The organism is Acidovorax sp. ACV02 (assembly GCF_014851475.1).
Lineage (GTDB): Bacteria > Pseudomonadota > Gammaproteobacteria > Burkholderiales > Burkholderiaceae_C > Acidovorax > Acidovorax delafieldii.
Window position 1 is genome coordinate 136,808 of sequence record NZ_JACUZU010000006.1, and the last position, 18,054, is coordinate 154,861.

An 18,054-nucleotide genomic window follows, 5' to 3' on the forward strand; every position below is an offset into this window, starting at 1 on the left:
TTGCCAGGCCACCGGTGGCGTCCCCCTCCCGCGCAGCGAGAGAGGGGGAAGGCGCGAAGCGACTCAGGGGGTGAATCATGCTCATGCGAGTACCTCGCGGGGGTCGGTGATGCAACCGCGCACGGCCGATGCCGCCACGGTGTACGGCGACGCCAGATACACCTGCGCGGTGGCCGAGCCCATGCGGCCCTTGAAGTTGCGGGCGGTGCTGGAGATGACGGTGGTGTTATCGCCCACCGTGTCGCCATAGCCTGCGCAGGCACCGCAAGTGGTAGGGAACAGTTCGGCCCCCGCGTCCTGCAGCACCTGCAGAACGCCCTCTTCGCGCGCAGCGGCCTGGTCCTGCTGGCTGGCAGGGGCCACCATCAGGCGCACTCCACTGGCCACACGTTTGCCACGCAGCACCGAGGCGGCAGCGCGCAGGTCGTCCAGCTTGGCGCCCGTGCAGGCGCCGATGTAGGCCACGTCGATGCCCTGCCCTGCGTGCTGCGCCACGGGGGCGGCGTTGGCCGGGCTGTGGGGCGCGGCGACCTGCGGCGTGAGCGTGGTGGCGTCGAAGGTGTGGCGCGTGAGGGCTGCGCCTTCATCCGTGCGCCAGGCATCCAGCCCCTGAAGGTCTGCGTCGGGCACGCCCGCCGCCCGCAACCACTCGCGTGTGGTGGCGTCGGGGGCAATCAGACCGGCCTGGGCGCCCAGCTCGGCGCTCATGTTCGAGAGCGTCATGCGCTCCTGCATGCGCAGCGCCTGCACGGCGGGGCCGGCAAACTCCACGGCCTGGTACTGGCCGCCGTTCATGCCAAAGCGGCCAATCATGTGCAGCATCATGTCCTTGGCGGTCACACCGGGGGCCAGCTGTCCGCTCCAATGCATCTGCAAGGTGTGGGGCACGCGCAGCCAGATTTCGCCGGTCACCACCACGCCCAGCATTTCGGTGCTGCCGATGCCAAACATGTAGGCACCAAAGGCACCGCCTGTGGGCGAATGCGAGTCGCCGCCCACGCAGAACATGCCGGGCCGGATGTGGCCGTGCTGGGGCACCACCACATGGCAGATGCCCTGGCCGTCATACACATGGGGCAAAGCCTGCTCGCGCGCCCAGTCGCGGGCGATGCGCACGATGCGGCGGGATTCTTCGTCGCGCTCGGGCAGGTAGTGGTCCATGACAAGGACCACGCGCGATTTGTCCCAGATCTGCGCGCCCAGTTCGTCGAGCATGGGCTTGAGGCGCCGGGGGCCGGACGAGTCGTGGAACATGGCCAGATCCACCCGGCAGTTCACGATTTCACCGGGTGTGACGCTGGCGCGGCCGCTGGCGCGGGCCACCAGCTTCTGGGCCAGGGTGCTGGCCACAACATCAGGGGTGGCGGTCATTCGGGTTTGGCTCCGGCAAACTTCACCACCTTGGCCCAGCGCGGGATTTCGGCCTGCACAAAACGCGCAAACTCGTCCGGGCTGTTGCCCACGGGCACGGCGCCCTCCAGCTCCAGGCGCTTTTTCACGTCGGGGGTAGCAATGGCCTGGCGTGCGGCATCGCTCAGGCGCTTGGCCAGCTCGGGGTTCATCTGCCCCGGGCCAAACAGGCCAAACCAGGCGCTGGATTCGTAGCCCGGCAGCACCTCGGCAATCGCAGGCACATCCGGAAAGGCGGGCAGGCGCTTGGCACTGGTCACGCCCAACGCCTTGAGCTTGCCCGCGCGGATCTGCGCCTGTGCATTGCCGACGGCGGCGAACATCAGGTCGACCTGCCCGGCCAGCACATCCTGCAACGCGGGCGCAGTGCCCCGGTACGGAATGTTGACGATGTAGGCGCCCGACTGCATCTTGAAGGCATCGCCCGCCAGATGCAGCGATGAACCCACCGCGCCAATCGCAAAGTTGAGCTTGCCAGGCTTGGCCTTGGCCAGTGCGATCAGCTCACGCACATCTTTGGCAGGCAGCGAGGGGTGGGCCACCAGCACCGAGGGCGAGGTGGCCACACAGGTCAGCGGGGTGAAGTCCTTGACAGGGTCGAACGGCAGCGACGGGTAGAGGCTGGCGTTGATGGCATGGCTGGTGAAGCTCATGAGCAGCGTGTTGCCATCGGGTGCGGCTTTGGCCACCGCATCGGCCGCGATGTTGCCGCCCGCACCGGGCCGGTTCTCGACAATCACGGTGCGGCCCAGCAGGCGGCCCATTTCGATGGACAGGGTGCGCGCCAGGGTGTCGGTGGAGCCGCCGGCCGGGGCGCCGACCAGGATGCGGATGGGTGTGGACTGGGCAAAGGCCCGCACACCCATCAGCATGGCCGGCACAGGGGCAAAAGCTTGGAGGATTCTGCGGCGTTGGATCATGGTGTGGTGTCTCCTTCTACGGTCACAGCGCAGGCATCACCCTGCCTTGGTCAAACAGGATGGCATGGGCGAGGAGCATGGGATTCAAAGGCCCAGATAGGCGCGACGCAGGTCGTCGCTGCGCAGCAGTTCGTCGGGCGCGCCGGAAAAGCGGATGCTGCCGTTTTCCATCACGTAGGCACGGTCCGCAATCTCCAGCGACTGGCCCACGTTCTGCTCGACCAGCAACACCGCCAGCCCGGTGGCACGCAGCTGGCGAATCAGGCCGAACATCTCCTCGACCAGCAGGGGCGACAGGCCCAGCGAGGGCTCGTCCAGGATCAGCAGGCGGGGTTCGGCCATCAGGCCCCGGCCAATGGCCAGCATCTGCTGCTCGCCGCCGCTCATGGTGCCCGCGAGCTGGGTGGTGCGCTCCTTCAGGCGTGGAAAGGTGGCAAACACCTTGTCGATGTTGTCGGCCCGGCGCTCCCGTGCGCGGGTGAAGCTGCCCAGCGCGAGGTTTTCGAGCACGCTGAGGTTCGGGAAAATTTTGCGCCCTTCGGGTACCTGGATCAGCCCGGCCTTGACGACCTCGGTGTAGTGCGCGCCGCTCAGGTCCGCACCGCCAAAAGCGACAGTACCGTCCCAGGCCTTGTAAATGCCACACACGACGTTGTTGAAGGTGGATTTGCCCGCGCCGTTGCTGCCCAGCAGGGCCACGGTCTCGCCAGGCTGGACCTGCAGGTCCACGCCCCGCAGGACCTCGACGCGGCCGTAGCCGCCGCGCAAGCCCGCCACGCTGAGCAAGGGGCTGGATGCGGACGATGGGACGGCGCTGCTCATGCGGCCTCCTTCGCTGCAGCGGCACGCAGGCGCGCCGCCGTGCCGTGGCCCAGGTAGGCCTCGATCACGCGCTCGTCGGACGTCACCACGCCCGGGCTGCCCTCGGCAATCAACTGGCCCTGCGCCAGCACCCACACATGCTCGGCCAGGTTCATCACGGCCTGCATCACGTGCTCGATCATCAACACGGTCACGCCACCATCGGCAATGCCGCGCACCACGGGAATCATCTCGGCAATCTCCTGGGGGTTGAGGCCCGCCAGCACTTCATCGAGCAGCAGCAGGCGCGGTTGTGTCGCCAGCGCGCGCGCCAGCTCCAGCCGCTTGCGGCCCGCCACTGTGAGGTCGGCTGCAGGCTTGTCCAGCTGGGGCGAAAGGCCCACGCGGGCCGCTACGTCGCTGGCCAGCGCCAGCGCCGCGCGGCGGTTTGGCTCCTTCAGGTGAGCGCCCACGGCAATGTTTTCACGCACGGTTTGTGCCGCAAACGGCTGCACGATCTGGAAGGTGCGCGTCATGCCCAGCCGGGCATTGAGATGGGGCGCCTGGGCGGTGATGTCCTGGCCTGCGAAGCGCACCGTGCCTGCGTCGGGCCGTACAAAGCCCGACATCAGGGCAAACAGCGTGGTCTTGCCTGCGCCATTGGGGCCAATCAGCGCCGTTAACGAACCTTCTGGCACCGCCAGGCTCACGTTTTGCACGGCTTTCAGGCCGCCGAAGGATTTGCTCAGGCCACTGAGCTGCAACAGGTCATTGGCCATGGCGGCCTCCCGAACGTTTCCACACCGCCACCACCGACTGCCCAATGCCTGCGATACCACGCGGCAGGAACATCACGATGAGCACCAGCACCACGCCGTAGATCACCATGTTGATGCCCGGCAGCTGCCCGAACAGGTTGCGCGTGATGTCGGCCAGGATGTGCAGCACCAGGGCGCCCAGCACGGGCCCCCAAACGGTGCCGATGCCGCCCACGATGGCGGCCACCAGGGCCTCTACCGATGTGACGGAGCCGTAGGCAATGCCCGGGTCGATGTACTGGAACACCTGCACATAAAACGCACCGGCAGCGCCCATGAAACCGCCCGACAGTGCAATCGCGCCCATCTTCACGTTGAAAGGATTCACGCCAATGGCGCGCGCCGCGTCTTCGTTGTCGCGCACGGCCTGCAGCCAGGCTCCAAAGCGCGAGTTCTTGAGCCAGCAGCTCACCAGCAGCGCCAGCGTGACCAGCGCGAGGATCAGAAATACATAGCCCTTGCGCGAGCCGAACTGCATGTTGCCCAGCGACTCCTTGAGCGGCAGCATCAGGCCCACACCCGCCCCGGTGAACGGCACCGACAGCGCCAGGATGCGGAACACCTCGGCAAAGGCCAGCGTGACCAGCGCAAAGTACGAACCCTTGAGCCCGTAGCGGAACGACAGCCCGCCCACGAACAACCCCACCAGCGCACTGCCCGCCACGGCCATGGGCAAGGCCACCCAGGGGTTGATGCCGCCTTGCATCTGCGCAATAGCCTGTATGTAGGCGCCCGTGCCAAAGAACAGTGCATGGCCAAACGAGAACTGCCCGCCAAAGCCGCCCAGAATGTTCCAGGCCTGGGCCAGCAAGGCAGCGTAGAGCGCCATCATCACGAAGTTGAGCAGCACGCCGGAGTCCGACACGCCCGTCACGGCCGCCACGATGGCCGCGAACACTCCAATGGTCCAGAGTTGCTTCATGCCTTGGCTCCAAACAAGCCCTGCGGGCGGAACAGCAACACCGCGATGAAGATGGCAAAGATGCCGATCTGCCCCAGCGATTCGCCCAGATACAGGCCGCCCAGCGACTCCACCACCCCAATCAGCAGCCCTCCCACCAGCGCGCCACTAAAGCTGCCCATGCCGCCCAGCACCACGATGGTGAAAGCCACCAGCACAAAGCCGCTGCCGACCTGCGGGTTCACGTAGTAAGCCGGCAGCAGAAAGCACGCGGCCGCCCCCAGGCAAGCCAGGCCGATGCCAAAGCTCATCGCGTACACGTGGTCCACGTTGATGCCCATGAGCTTGGCGCCATGCTTTTCCTTGGCCACAGCACGGATGGCGCGGCCCAGGTCGGTCTTGCCGACGATCCAGAGCAAGACGCCCGACACCACCAGCGCCCCGGCGAAGGCCACCAGCTTCGGAAGCGCAATCATGGCCGGGCCTACAGCGACGGTGGTCAGCGTGTAGGCCGTTTCGATGGTGCGCGTGTCGGACTTGAAGAACAGCAGAGCGAGGTTCTCCATCACGATGGAGATGCCCAGCGTGACCAGCAGGATGTTCTCGTCCTTGCCGTGGCTGGCGCGGTTGATCACCAGGCGCTGCAGGCCATAGCCCAGGGCGAACATGCCAGGCACCAGGATGGGCAGCGCCAGGTAGGGGTCGAGCCCGAAGTGCTGCTTGAGCAGGTACACGGCGTACAGCGCCAACATCAGCGACGCGCCATGCGCGAAGTTGATGATGTGCAGCACGCCGTAGATCAGCGTGAGCCCGAGCGCGATCAGTGCATAGACCGCGCCCGTCGTCAGGCCGTTCAGGAGGGAGGGAAAGAGGATGCTGAGCTCGAACATGGGTGTGGAGTCCGGCGTTGAGGCAAAGGCGCGGCCTGGCGCTCCGCGTGGGAGCGCCCCGCAGCCCCTGCATTCAGGGCCGAAAATTGGTGGGTGTCAGGCCTTCAGCGGGAAGAGCGGGTCCGCTTCGCGATAGTCGCGCGGGATGATGACCTTGATGTCCTTGTTCAGCACCTGGGTCATGAGCGGCTGGGCACCCTGGTTCTGTCCATTGACGAATTTGGTCGGGCCGTACGGCATGATGTGATCGGCAAAGGTGCTCTTTTCCAGTGCGTCGATGAGGGCGGCACGGTCCATTGACTTGGCGCGCTCCAGCGCATCGGCCAGCAGCCACATCGAGGTGTAGGTCATGAACAGCTCGTAGCTGAAGAACAGGCCCTTGGCCTCGACCCGCTTCTTCAGGTCCTGCGCGCGCTTGTCCTTGGGATTGAACCAGTGGTTGCAGTCGATGATGCCGTTGGCTGCGTCCGGAAACTCCTTGACGAACTTGTAGCTCGATGCCGCCCCACCCAACACCGAGTAGATGGCCTTGGGCGTGACCTTTTGCTGCTGCATGGTGCGCACCAGCAATGCGTATTCGTTGTAATAGTTGGCGGGTATGACGATGTCGGGGTTGATCGCCTTCATGCGCAGCACGATGTTGTTGAAGTCGCGCGTGGGGTTGGCGTGCTTGACGATTTCCTTGACCTCGTAACCGTAGCCGGGCAGCTCACGCGCCAGCAGCTGCGCAGTGCCGGTGCCGAACAGCGATTCTTCATGGATGATCATCACTGTTTTGGCGGGCTTGCCTGCCGCCGTGTTCAGCACATGCAGGTTGGCCACGGCGGTCTCGGCACACTTCTTGTAGCCGGGGCCAAAGCGGAAGGTGTTCTTGAGGCCGCGCTCCACGATCTGGTCGGCCACGCCCACATCCACGATGTGCGGCAGGTTGTACTTGGCGGCGGCCTGCGTAGTGGCCAGGCAGATGGCCGAGGCAAACGCCCCCACCACGGCGGACACGCCCGCTTCATTCATCTTCTCGACCTCGGCGGCACCGGCCTGAGGCTGTGACTGCGCATCGCCCAGCAGGGCTTCGAGCTTGGCGCCGCCCAGAGCCTTGATGCCACCAGCCTTGTTGATGTCTTCAATGGCCATCATCGCGCCTTCGCGGCATTGCTGGCCCGAATAGGCCAGTGCGCCGGTCACAGGGTGCAGCACCCCCACCTTGACGGACTTGGCCTGCGCCCCGCCCACCAGTGGGAAGGCCAGCGCCGACGCGGCGGCAGCCGACTGGGACATGAAATGGCGGCGAGTACTCATGGGCATTCTCCTGGCAGGTGGGTCGGATTGAGGTTGGAGGAACGGATTCAGTGGAACTGGGCCGACAGCTCTTTGCTGACCCAGACCTTGGCGTCGATGCTGCCCACACGGGACAGCTGCATTTCGTATTCGTAGCGGTCCGGCCGGTAGAGGCCGTGCAGCCACTGCACGGGGCGCTCCTGGTCGTCATAGATGAGACGGCGCACAGCCAGCAGTGCCGAGCCCACCGAGACATCCAGGTGGCGGGCCACGACAGCGTCAGCCAGCTTGGCCGAGATGGTCTGGTGCGCGCGGCCCACCTTGACGCCCGACTCTTCGAGCAGCACCAGGATGGGCTTGCGCGCCAGCTCGCGCCGTCCGAACTGGCGGGCAATGTCGGCGGGCACATAGGTGGTGATGTGCGACAGCGGCCCCTCTTTGGTGCTCCGCACCCGGACCGCCTTTTGCACGGCGTCGCCCACTGCAATATTCAGTGCACCGGCCACGGCACGCGATGCTGTGACCGTATCCACATCCAGCACCTTGACGGAGGTGCGCAGGCCCATGCTGACCAGGTTCTCCAGAAGGCCGGTGAGATGCGCGCGGCTGCTTTCGCCTTCGCCGCCCGCGCCGTTGGCGGTGGCTGGGGCGGGAGCCAAAGGGCGGGTGCCCCGGCCGGGCTCGCGGGAGATCATGCCCTCGCCTTCCAGCAGCTCCAGCGCGCGGCGCACCGTGACACGCGCCACCGCGAACTGCCGCATCAGCGCCAGTTCGCCCGGCAGACCATCGGCAAACCGACCCTCTTGCAACTGCTCGCGCAGCACCAGATAGATCTGGTGGTACTTGGGGAGCGGCAGGTTGTTGGACGACATGGAGGTCATATTAGGAATAGTTCTAATGTCCTGTCAATAAGACATTTAGGAGCGAAATTTGTCTTGCTGCAGACATTTGCGGCACCGGTGCACTGCACCGAGTGCACGCAACCACCGTGCCAGCAAGGAGAGATGTGCACCGCAGCAATGCGAAACCGCGCGCCTTTTGGCAGCTTGTGACAAGGCCGCATTGACGCGCCCACAGGCACTGGCTACATTACTAACCAGTCAGTCATTAAAAATAGCCGGTTTGACCACTCCCCCCCCACCCTCCTCTGCCACGACCAGCACCAAACGCGAGCGCCGCAAGGAAGCCCGCCCGGGAGAGCTGCTGGAGGCTGCGCTCGACCTGTTTGTCGAGAAGGGGTTTGCCGCCACAAGGGTGGATGAGGTGGCGGCGCGCGCCGGGGTATCCAAGGGCACGCTGTTTTTGTACTTCCCCAGCAAGGAAGAGCTCTTCAAGGCGGTGGTGCGCGAAAACATCGCCGGCCGCTTTGCCGAGTGGAACAGCGAGCTGGAGACCTTTGTGGGAACCACCAGCGAGGTCCTGCGCTATTGCTACCAGGTCTGGTGGGAACGCATCGGGTGCACCAAGGCCTCAGGCATTACCAAGCTCATGCTCAGCGAGGCACAGAACTTCCCCGAGATTGCGCAGTTCTACCAGCACGAAGTCATTCTGCCCGGCCAGGCGCTGATTCGCCGCATCCTGGAGCGTGGCATTGCGCGGGGCGAATTCCGCCCCGTGAACCTCGACTACGCCGTGTACCTGGTGCTGGCCCCCATGATCTTCCTCATGATGTGGAAGCACTCAGTGGGCGCCTGCGTGCCTGATGCCCAGGAGCTGACACCTGAGCAATACATCGAGACGCAGATCGACAACATCCTGCACGGCCTGTGTGTGCGCCCCGAGGCGCCTGCAGCTTCCGGCGCAGCAGGCACATTGCCGTCTGACAAGCCGTCCCCTCCCCCTTCTTTCACGCGCTCGCGCACACCCTGACCATGAAACGCTGGATTCCCTGGATGGCTGCGGCCGTCGTTGTCGTGCTGCTCGGTGGCGGTGTCTGGCGTGCCATGGCGGCGCGGCAGGCGCAGCAGAAGGCTTTGGCCGAGGCGTCCACACAACGGGCCGAGGCACCGCTGCAGCTGGCGGCCGACGAAGTGATCACCGTGCAATCGTCCCAACTCTCGCTGGGGGTACCGGTATCAGGATCGTTGCGTGCCGTGGACTCGGCCATGGTCAAAGCACGCGTGGCCGGCGAGCTGCAGGGCCTGACTTTGCGCGAGGGCGACAGCGTCAAGGCGGGACAGGAAGTGGCCCGCATCGACCCGACCGAAGCCCGTGCACGCCTGCGCCAGGCCCAGCAACAGGCCGATGCAGCCAAATCGCAGGTGGACATCAACCAGCGGCAGTACAACAACAACCGTGCACTGGTAGACCAGGGCTTTATCTCTGCCACGGCGCTGGTCACCTCGCAGGCCAGCCTGGAAGCGGCCCAATCCAGCTACCAGGCCGCCGTATCGGCCGCCGATGTCGCCCGCAAGGCGCTGGAAGACACCGTCCTCAAAAGCCCCATCAGCGGCCTGGTGGCGCAGCGGCTGGCCCAGCCGGGAGAGCGGGTGCCCATCGACGCCCGCATCATCGAAGTGGTGGACCTCTCCCGCCTGGAACTCGAAGCCCTGCTCACCCCGGCTGACTCCGTCGGCGTGCGTGTGGGTCAGAAGGCCCAGCTCACGGTCGAAGGCGCCTCGGCGCCGGTACAAGCCACCGTCGTGCGCATCAACCCCAGCGCCCAGGCGGGCAGCCGCACCGTGCCAGTCTATTTGCGGGTGGACCAGGCACCCCACAACGCCAGCCTGCGCCAGGGCCTGTTTGTGCAAGGCCTTCTGGCCACGGGCAGTGCGCAGGTACTGACCGTTCCATTGGATGCCGTGCGCACCGACAAACCGGCACCCTACCTCCAGACGATCAAGGAGGGCCGCGTGGCCTATGCGCCGGTACAGACGGGAGCGCGCGCCGTGGTCAATGGGCAGACCCTGGTCGCGGTGGACGGCGTACCCGTGGGCACGACGGTCATTGCGGGCCGCATGGGTTCGCTGCGCGAGGGCACGCCCGTGGCGGCGGCAACTGCTGCGCCGCAAGCCGCTCCCGCCTCGCGCACTGCGCCCTGACCAGCTGACGCGCCATGTGGTTCACCAAAGTCAGTCTTAAAAACCCCGTGTTCGCCACGATGGTGATGCTCGCCATCGTCGTGCTGGGCCTGTTCTCGTACCAGCGCCTCAAGGTCGATCAGTTTCCCAACATCGACTTCCCGGTGGTGGTGGTCACCGTGGACTACCCCGGTGCGTCGCCTGAAATCGTCGAGAGCGAGGTCACCAAGAAGATCGAGGAAGGTGTCAACTCGATTGCGGGCATCAACGCCCTCACCTCGCGCAGCTATGAGGGCACGGCGGTTGTCATCATCGAGTTCCAGCTCCACATCGACGGCCGCAAGGCCGCCGAAGACGTGCGCGAAAAGGTCGCCACCGTGCGCCCCTTGCTGCGCACCGAGGTCAAGGAGCCACGCGTGCTGCGCTTTGACCCCGCCAGCCGCGCCGTATGGTCGCTGGCCGTGTTGCCCGACGAAAAATCGGGTCGCAGCGCGGTGGAACTGACAACCTGGGCCGAACAGATCCTGAAGAAGCGCCTGGAAAACGTGCGCGGCGTGGGCGCGGTGAACCTGGTGGGTGCTACCAAGCGCGAAATCAACATCTACCTCAACCCGCAGGCCCTGGAAGCCTTTGGCGTGACCCCCGACCAAGTGGCCAATGCCGTGCGCAACGAGAACCAGGACCTGCCCGTGGGTGCGATCCGCTCGCTGGCGCAGGAGCGCGTGGTGCAGATCGACGCGCGCATGGAGCGGCCCGAGGATTTCGGCAAGATCATCGTCGCCCGCAAGAACGGGGCGCCCGTTCGCCTGGACCAGGTGGCCCGCGTCAACGACGGCGCGCAGGAAGTGGAAAGCCTGGCGCTCTACAACGGCCAGCGCACGCTGCTGCTGTCGGTGCAAAAATCGCAGGGCGAGAACACCATTGAGGTGGTCGATGGCCTGAACGCCGCCGTGGTGGAACTGAAGAACCAGCTGCCACCCGGGGTGCGGCTCGAAACCATTGGCGATAGCGCCCGCCCGATCCGCGTGGCGGTCAACAACGTGCGCCAGACGCTGATCGAGGGGGCCATCCTCACGGTGCTCATCGTCTTTCTGTTCCTGAACTCCTGGCGCTCCACCGTGATCACCGGGTTGACGCTGCCCATCGCGCTGATCGGCACGTTCCTGTTCATGAACATGTTTGGCTTCACCATCAATATGATCACGCTCATGGCGCTGAGCCTGTGCGTGGGGCTGCTGATCGACGACGCCATCGTGGTGCGCGAGAACATCGTGCGCCACGTGCAGATGGGCAAAGGCGCCTACGCGGCCGCCATGGACGGCACGCAGGAGATCGGCCTGGCGGTGCTGGCCACCACGCTGTCCATCGTGGCAGTGTTCATGCCCATCGGCTTCATGGGCGGGATCATCGGCAAGTTCTTCCACGAGTTCGGCATCACCATCGTCGCGGCGGTGATGATTTCGATGTTTGTGAGCTTCACGCTCGACCCGATGCTGTCGAGCATCTGGCACGACCCGAGCATTCATGCGCACGGCCAAAAGACGGCGCCCGTCACCTTCTATGACAAGACCATTGGCCGCGTCACCGGCTGGTTTGACTGCGCCACCGATGCGCTGGCAGAGGGCTATCAGCACATCCTGCGGTGGTCGCTGGTGCACAAACTGGCCACCATGGTCATCGCCCTGGCGGTGTTCGTGCTGAGCGTGGTCATGGTGCCGCTGCTGGGCACCGAGTTTGTGCCCAAGGCCGATTTTTCAGAGACCTCCCTCAATTTCTACACCCCCGTGGGTTCGTCGCTCGAGGCCACCGAGACCAAGGCCAGGCAGGTGGAAGGCATCCTGCGCGAGATGCCGGAAGTGCGCTACACACTGGCCACCATCAACACCGGCAACGCCCAGGGCAAGATGTACGCCAGCATCTACGTGCGGCTTGTAGACCGCAAGGACCGCAGCCGCAGCGTGGACCAGATGTCCGACGTGCTGCGCGAGCGCCTCAAGACCGTGCCCGGCATCACCGTGACCCATGTGGGCCTGCTGGACGCGGTGGGCGGCCAGAAGCAGGTGGAGTTCTCGCTGCAGGGGCCCGACCTGCGCGAACTGGAGCGCCTGACCAAAATCGTCACCGAGAAGATCCGCGACATTCCCGGCCTGGTGGACCTGGACACCAGCGCCAAGCCTGACAAGCCCGTGATTGCGCTGGATGTGAAGCGTGAAGTGGCGTCGGACCTGGGCCTGTCGGTGGCGCCCATGGCGGCCTCGCTGCGCACGCTGGTGGCAGGTACCACGGTGGGCAACTGGCGTGCGCCCGACGACCAGACCTATGACGTGAATGTGCGCCTGGCGCCCGAGGCGCGCACCACCCCGGCCGACCTGGAGCGCCTGCCCTTTGCCCTGGCCGCCACCGATGGTACGACCCGCATCGTGCGCCTGAACCAGGTCGCCAGCGTCACCGAATCCACCGGCGCCAACCAGATCAACCGCCGCGACCTGACCCGCGAAGTGGCGGTGAACGCCAACGTGTCCCAACGCTCGGCCGGTGAAGTGTCGAACGACATCAAGAAGGCGCTGGAGACCGTGACCTTCCCGCCGGGTTACCGCTACCAGTTTGGCGGCTCCACCAAGAACATGGCCGAATCGTTTGGCTATGCCATCTCGGCACTGGCCATGGCCATCATCTTCATCTACATGATCCTGGCGAGCCAGTTCAAGAGCTTTTTGCAGCCGCTGGCGCTGATGACCTCGCTGCCACTCACGCTGATCGGTGTGGTGCTGGCGCTGCTGATGTTCCGCTCCACGCTGTCGATGTTCTCCATCATCGGCGTGGTCATGCTGATGGGGCTGGTGACCAAGAACGCCATCCTGCTGGTGGACTTTGCGATCCGTGCCCGCGAGGAACACGTGAATGACCAGGGCCAGACCGTGCCCGGCCTGCCCCGCGCTGACGCACTGCTGCTGGCCGCCCGGGTGCGGCTGCGCCCCATCCTCATGACCACGCTGGCCATGATTTTTGGCATGGTGCCATTGGCGTTCGCGTTGTCCGAAGGGTCCGAGCAGCGCGCGCCCATGGGCCAGGCCGTGATCGGCGGGGTCATTACCTCTTCTCTCTTGACCCTGGTGGTGGTGCCAGTGGTGTATTGCTACATGGACGACTTGGCCCAGTGGGCGCTTCGCAAGATGGGACGCGCCCCGGCAGCGCCTAAAATCGAAGGTTTGTCCTGATCGCCCCGATCGGCCTTGCATCTGCCCCACGGAGAAATCCCATGAACCTGCCCCTGAACACGTCCGCCAACATCAGCGATCCCATCGCCCAGGCCCGCTACAACATGATCGAGCAGCAGATCCGCCCCTGGAATGTGCTCGACGCCGACGTGCTGGACCTGCTGGCCGTGGTGCGCCGCGAAGACTTTGTCCCCCCTGCCTACCGCAGCCTGGCCTTCATGGACATTGAAGTGCCCTTGCTGGGCAACGACGCTGAAGAAGCCGTGCGCAAAGGCCACAGCATGCTGCAACCCCGCGTGGAAGCGCGCGTCCTGCAAGACCTGCGGATTTTGCCCACCGACCGCGTGCTCGAAATCGGCGCCGGCTCGGGCTACATGGCCGCCCTGCTGGCCGCCCGCGCCGAGCGTGTGGTGTCCCTCGAAATCCACCCCGAGCTGGCCGAAATGGCCCGCGAGAACCTGCGCGACGCGGGCGTGCAGAACGCCGACGTTCGCCAGGCCGATGGCGCCCGCGATGCCATCCCTGACGGCCCGTTTGACGTGATTGTGCTCAGCGGCTCCGTGGCCGAGGTGCCCAGCCACCTGCTGTCCCTGCTGCGCGATGGGGGCCGCCTGGGCGCCATCGTGGGTGGCGAGCCCGTGATGCGTTTCACCCTGACCCGCCGCACCGGCGACCGCTTTGAGACCACATCGCCGTGGGACACCATCGCGCCGCGCCTGGTGAACTTCCCCGAGCCCTCTGGCTTCACGTTCTGACCCCCTGCCCTTCGGTTGCCTTCGGAGTTTTGCATGATCGATCACGTCCGCCCCGCCCAGCTGTCTGCCTGGTTTGCCGCTGCACCTGAAGGCAGCCAGCCCCTGGTGCTGGACGTGCGTGAGCCCTGGGAGCTGCAGACCGCCAGCGTGCGCGCCGACGGGTTTGAGCTGGTGGCCATCCCCATGGGCGAGTTGCCCGCGCGGCTGGCCGAGCTGGAGCCCGCCCGCCAGGCGCAACGCCCTATTGCCTGCCTATGCCACCACGGCGCCCGCAGCCTGCGCGTGGCCTCGTTCTTGCAGCACCACGGGTTCGAGCATCTGGCCAACATCACCGGCGGTATTGACGCCTGGTCGCACGAAAGCGATCCGGCAGTGCCGCGCTACTGACGCCCTTTGTGGTTGATGGACCGTTGTTGATGGACCGCACTTGCCGCGCCCATGCCCCAGTGCTGCCCGCCGCTGCCCACCCCGATTCGATTCGCAGACTCTTCCGAAGGACCCCCAATGACACCGTTTAGGCCCCTGTCCCTGTCCATCCTGTCCCTGGCGCTGGGCGCAGCGCTGTGTGCGCCGGCCCAGGCCCAAAGCCTGCTGCAGCTGGTGGAATCGGCCCGCACCTATGACACGGCCTGGCAGTCGGCGCGCGCACAGCTGGACGCCGCAGCCCGCAAGGCCGACCAGGCCCGCGCCGGCCTGCTGCCTTCCGCCGCACTCACCGGGGGCCTCACCCGCTCCAACGTGGAGCTGAGCAAACCCAAGATCGAGAACACCGGCACGGCACAGACCGTGGGTGTCAATGCCTCCCAGCCGCTGTACCGGCCTGCCAATCGCATCACGCTGGAACAAGGTCAGCGCGGCGTGGATGTGGCCCAGGCCCAGCTGGATGCCGCCACCCAAGACCTGCTGGTGCGGGTGAGCCAGGCTTACTTCGACGTGCTGGCTGCGCAAGACACCCTGACCTTTGTGCAGGCCCAGAAGGCCGCCGTGTCCGAGCAACTGGCCGCCGCCAAGCGCAATTTCGAGGTCGGCACCACCACGGTGACCGATTCGCGTGAAGCCCAGGCCCGCTACGACCTGGTGATTGCCCAGGAGATCGCCGCCGAGAACGACCTGCGCGTCAAGCGCCTGGCGCTGGACCAGCTGGTCGGCATCGCCGGCACCAAGCCGCAGCCCCTGGCACTGCCGGTGCAACTGCCTGGCGTAGTGCCGGACAACCTTGCCACCTGGGTGGACACCGCCCGCGACCAGCAGCCCGGCGTGCGCCAGGCCGCCATTGCGCTGGACATTGCGCGGCTGGAGACCAAAAAAGCCGAAACCGGGCACCTGCCCACGGTGGACCTGCAGGCGGGCTACAACGTCACGCGCAACCTGCACGGCACCATCACCTCGCCCGGCGTCACGGCCCGCAGCAATGCCGCCAGCGTGGGCGTGGCACTGAACCTCCCCCTGTTTGCAGGCTTTGCCGTGCAAAACCGCGTGAAGGAAACCCTGGCCCTCGAAACCAAGGCCGAGGCCGACCTCGAAACCGCCCGCCGCAACGTGGCCCAGGCCACGCGCGCGGCGTTCTACGGCGTGCAGTCCGGCCAGGGCCAGGTGCAGGCCCTGGAAGCGGCCGAAGCCTCCAGCCAGAGCGCGCTGGACGCCAACAAGCTGGGCTACCAGGTGGGTGTGCGCATCAACATCGACGTGCTCAACGCCCAAAGCCAGCTCTACCAGACCAAGCGTGACCTGGCCCAGGCCCGCTACAACGTGCTTCTGGGCGGGCTCAAGCTGCGCCAGGCGGCAGGCACGCTGTCGCAGCAGGACATCGAAGCGGTCAACGCACTGCTGGCCAAGTAGTTGATCCTTGCACCCCGCGCCGGGGTGCATCCCGTGCCCGAATTGCTGAGGCCTAGTGCAGGCCGCCCTCGGGCTGCACCAGCGCCACAATCGCACGCGCCGTGGCCTGCGCAGCCCCTCGGTGCGTGGCGGCAAACCGGGTGGCCCGCTCGCTGGCCTGTTCATGGGCGCGGGCGTCCCCCGCCAGCGCTGCAGCCTGTGCCATTCCTTGTGCCAGGTCGGGCACCCGCTGTGCCGCCCCCGCCGCGCACGCCAGTTCGGCCGCCTCGGCAAAGTTGAAGGTGTGCGGGCCCAGCACCACCGGGCAACCGCAGGCGGCGGCCTCGATCAGGTTCTGGCCGCCCAGTGGGGCGAAACTCCCGCCCAGCAAAGCCACATCGGCCAGGCCGTAATACAACGCCATTTCGCCGATCGAGTCCCCCAGCCACACGTCAGCGGCCGCAGGTGCCGCCGCCCAGGTGCTGCGGCGCGACACCGACAGGCCGGCCCGCTGCAGCAGCTGGTGGACCTCGTCAAACCGCTGCGGGTGGCGCGGCACGATGAGCCATTGCACGGGGGGAAAATCGTCGCCAGATGCTTCACTATTGATAGCTGCCAAGGCATGATCCACTAGCGCTTGGGGCGATTTTTGCCGTATTTCCTGGATCTGCTCCAGCCACATGGCCTCCTCGCCCTCGCGGCTGCTGGCCAGCAAGACCACCGGGCGGCCGGTGCGCGCGCGCCACTCGCGGCCCCGCTCCAGCAGCTGTGCGTCGGGCACCACGTCAAACTTGAGGTTGCCCAGCACACCACGCACCGGCGCGCCCATGGCCGCGAGCCGCGTGGCGTCTTCCTGCGTCTGGGCCCAGACTGCCGTCAGGCCGCCATACGCAGGACGTGCCAGGGCTGACAGGCGCTGCGCCTTGCGCAGCGATATCTCGTTGAAGCGCGCATTGGCCAGCACCAGCGGAATGCGCCGCTGTCGGCAGCCCGCCACCAGGTTGGGCCACACCTCGGTTTCCATCAGGATGCCGATGGCAGGGCGGAACTTGCGCAAAAACCGACCCACGGCGCCCGGCGTGTCCCAGGGCTGCCACACCTGCACATCGCCCGGCAGCAGCAGCTTTTCGCCCTCGGCCCGCCCTGTGGCGGTGCCGTGGGTGAGCAACAGGCGCATGCCCGGCAGCTGTTCACGCAACTGGGCCAGCAAGATGGCGGCGGCCCGGGTTTCGCCCAGCGACACGGCATGCACCCACACAAACCGCCCCAGCGGGTCGGTGCTGCTATGGGGCATCAGGCTGTCGATGGGTGCCGGGTAGCGGCCAAAGCGCTCTCCCACCGCGTAGGCGTAGCCCGGCTCGGCCACTGCACGGCGGCGCAGCTTGCGGCGCAGCAGCGGCTGCGCGCTCCAGGTCAGCAGCGAATACAGGGCCCGCGCGGCGTTCATGCGGGCACAGACAGGCTCAGCACACCACCCGCCCAGCCGCTGTCGCTGCGCTGTGCCCAGACGATGGAGGGCGCGTCACCCGGCGCCGCCACCACACAGCGGCCACCGGGCGCCCAGAAGGCGCTGCGCCCCGCACTCACGTAGCCACCGGACGTGCCGCTGTAGTTGGCCGCGAGTACGGCCATGTCGTGGTCGCGCGCGTAGCCTTCCAGCATGGCCGATTCGGCCGCATAGGCCTTTTCGGAGATCAGCACGCCCGCCGCATACAGGGCCGCGCCCGCCCCACGGGCCGCCTGGGCATGCTCGGAATGGGTGATGTCGGCGCACACAGCCAGTGCCGTGGGCTCGCCGGCCACCAGTTGCACCTGCGCGTCGTCCGTGCCCGCGCTGGCAAATTGCTCTTCGCTGTCGTGCAGATGGCGCTTGCGGTACAGCGCCACGCTGCCGTCCGGCCCCAGCAGCCAGGCACCAATGGCGGGCAATGCGCCCTGCTCCACAGGCTCAGCCGGAGCACCCACCACCAGGGCCATGCCATGGCTTTGGGCGGCCTGGCGCAGGGCCAGCAGCACGGGGTGGTCGGCCGTCAGTACATGGTCTGCCATGAGCGCGGGCTCATAGCCCATGAGCGACAGCTCCGGGAACTGCAGCAGTTGCACGCCCTGGTGGGCGGCAGCCCGCACGCAGGCCAGGTGCGTTTGCAGATTGCGCTCCAAGTCGCCCGGCGCCGACGGCGTCTGGGCGGCAGCGACACACAAAGGGGTGGAGAGCGACAGCATCG

Annotated in this window: 16 protein-coding genes; 6 read left to right on the forward strand and 10 right to left on the reverse strand. The window is 66.3% G+C overall.

Features of this window, described 5'->3' with window-relative positions:
• Positions 1-81 precede the first annotated feature (81 nt).
• The 8 genes from IB236_RS15480 to IB236_RS15515 form a co-directional block, all read right to left on the reverse strand.
• A complete protein-coding gene (locus IB236_RS15480) occupies positions 82-1,371 on the reverse strand; it encodes a 3-isopropylmalate dehydratase large subunit (protein ID WP_192421387.1) in 1,290 nt (429 codons plus the stop codon).
• The gene (locus IB236_RS15485) at positions 1,368-2,282 is read right to left on the reverse strand and encodes a tripartite tricarboxylate transporter substrate binding protein (protein ID WP_116750399.1); all 915 of its coding nucleotides are present in this window, start codon (positions 2,280-2,282) and stop codon (positions 1,368-1,370) included. Before IB236_RS15485 ends, IB236_RS15480 begins: the two co-directional genes overlap by 4 nt.
• 132 nt (positions 2,283-2,414) lie before the next feature.
• The gene (locus IB236_RS15490) at positions 2,415-3,152 is read right to left on the reverse strand and encodes an ABC transporter ATP-binding protein (protein WP_056744789.1); all 738 of its coding nucleotides are present in this window, start codon (positions 3,150-3,152) and stop codon (positions 2,415-2,417) included.
• Positions 3,149-3,910, reverse strand: a complete 762-nt coding sequence (locus tag IB236_RS15495) for an ABC transporter ATP-binding protein (RefSeq protein ID WP_056744787.1) — start codon at positions 3,908-3,910, stop codon at positions 3,149-3,151. The genes IB236_RS15490 and IB236_RS15495 overlap by 4 nt, the downstream gene beginning before the upstream one ends.
• Positions 3,900-4,871 (reverse strand): branched-chain amino acid ABC transporter permease, encoded by a 972-nt coding sequence (locus IB236_RS15500; RefSeq protein ID WP_099730297.1) that lies wholly within the window; start codon positions 4,869-4,871, stop codon positions 3,900-3,902. Before IB236_RS15500 ends, IB236_RS15495 begins: the two co-directional genes overlap by 11 nt.
• Positions 4,868-5,740: a branched-chain amino acid ABC transporter permease gene (locus IB236_RS15505; protein WP_056062878.1), complete on the reverse strand. Its 873-nt coding sequence runs from the start codon at positions 5,738-5,740 to the stop codon at positions 4,868-4,870. The genes IB236_RS15500 and IB236_RS15505 overlap by 4 nt, the downstream gene beginning before the upstream one ends.
• Positions 5,741-5,836: 96 nt before the next feature.
• The gene (locus tag IB236_RS15510; protein WP_192421388.1) at positions 5,837-7,039 is read right to left on the reverse strand and encodes an ABC transporter substrate-binding protein; all 1,203 of its coding nucleotides are present in this window, start codon (positions 7,037-7,039) and stop codon (positions 5,837-5,839) included.
• 47 nt (positions 7,040-7,086) lie between these two features.
• Positions 7,087-7,899, reverse strand: coding sequence for a GntR family transcriptional regulator (locus tag IB236_RS15515; RefSeq protein ID WP_192421389.1), 813 nt, complete (start codon positions 7,897-7,899; stop codon positions 7,087-7,089).
• A gap of 241 nt (positions 7,900-8,140) precedes the next feature.
• On the opposite strand from IB236_RS15515, the gene IB236_RS15520 reads away from it, so the two are divergent.
• From IB236_RS15520 to IB236_RS15545, 6 genes are all read left to right on the forward strand, one after another.
• Positions 8,141-8,887 (forward strand): TetR/AcrR family transcriptional regulator, encoded by a 747-nt coding sequence (locus IB236_RS15520; RefSeq protein WP_116749892.1) that lies wholly within the window; start codon positions 8,141-8,143, stop codon positions 8,885-8,887.
• A 2-nt stretch (positions 8,888-8,889) separates the two neighbouring features.
• Complete coding sequence (locus tag IB236_RS15525) at positions 8,890-10,059, forward strand: efflux RND transporter periplasmic adaptor subunit (RefSeq protein WP_121942895.1); 1,170 nt, start codon at positions 8,890-8,892, stop codon at positions 10,057-10,059.
• 14 nt (positions 10,060-10,073) lie between these two features.
• Positions 10,074-13,256, forward strand: coding sequence for an efflux RND transporter permease subunit (locus tag IB236_RS15530; protein WP_099730301.1), 3,183 nt, complete (start codon positions 10,074-10,076; stop codon positions 13,254-13,256).
• A 41-nt stretch (positions 13,257-13,297) separates the two neighbouring features.
• Positions 13,298-14,011, forward strand: coding sequence for a protein-L-isoaspartate O-methyltransferase (locus IB236_RS15535; protein ID WP_056744775.1), 714 nt, complete (start codon positions 13,298-13,300; stop codon positions 14,009-14,011).
• Positions 14,012-14,044: 33 nt separating this feature from the next.
• Entirely contained in the window at positions 14,045-14,398 is a 354-nt protein-coding gene (locus IB236_RS15540; RefSeq protein WP_055401749.1) for a rhodanese-like domain-containing protein, read from the forward strand.
• Positions 14,399-14,515: 117 nt separating this feature from the next.
• Positions 14,516-15,850, forward strand: coding sequence for a TolC family outer membrane protein (locus IB236_RS15545; protein WP_056744773.1), 1,335 nt, complete (start codon positions 14,516-14,518; stop codon positions 15,848-15,850).
• A gap of 52 nt (positions 15,851-15,902) precedes the next feature.
• On the opposite strand, the gene IB236_RS15550 is transcribed toward IB236_RS15545, so the two are convergent.
• Together IB236_RS15550 and IB236_RS15555 are read right to left on the reverse strand one after the other, a co-directional pair.
• Entirely contained in the window at positions 15,903-17,276 is a 1,374-nt protein-coding gene (locus IB236_RS15550; RefSeq protein ID WP_192421390.1) for a 3-deoxy-D-manno-octulosonic acid transferase, read from the reverse strand.
• Positions 17,273-18,052, reverse strand: a complete 780-nt coding sequence (locus tag IB236_RS15555; RefSeq protein ID WP_099730305.1) for a carbon-nitrogen hydrolase family protein — start codon at positions 18,050-18,052, stop codon at positions 17,273-17,275. The genes IB236_RS15550 and IB236_RS15555 overlap by 4 nt, the downstream gene beginning before the upstream one ends.
• Between the last annotated feature and the right edge of the window lie 2 nt (positions 18,053-18,054).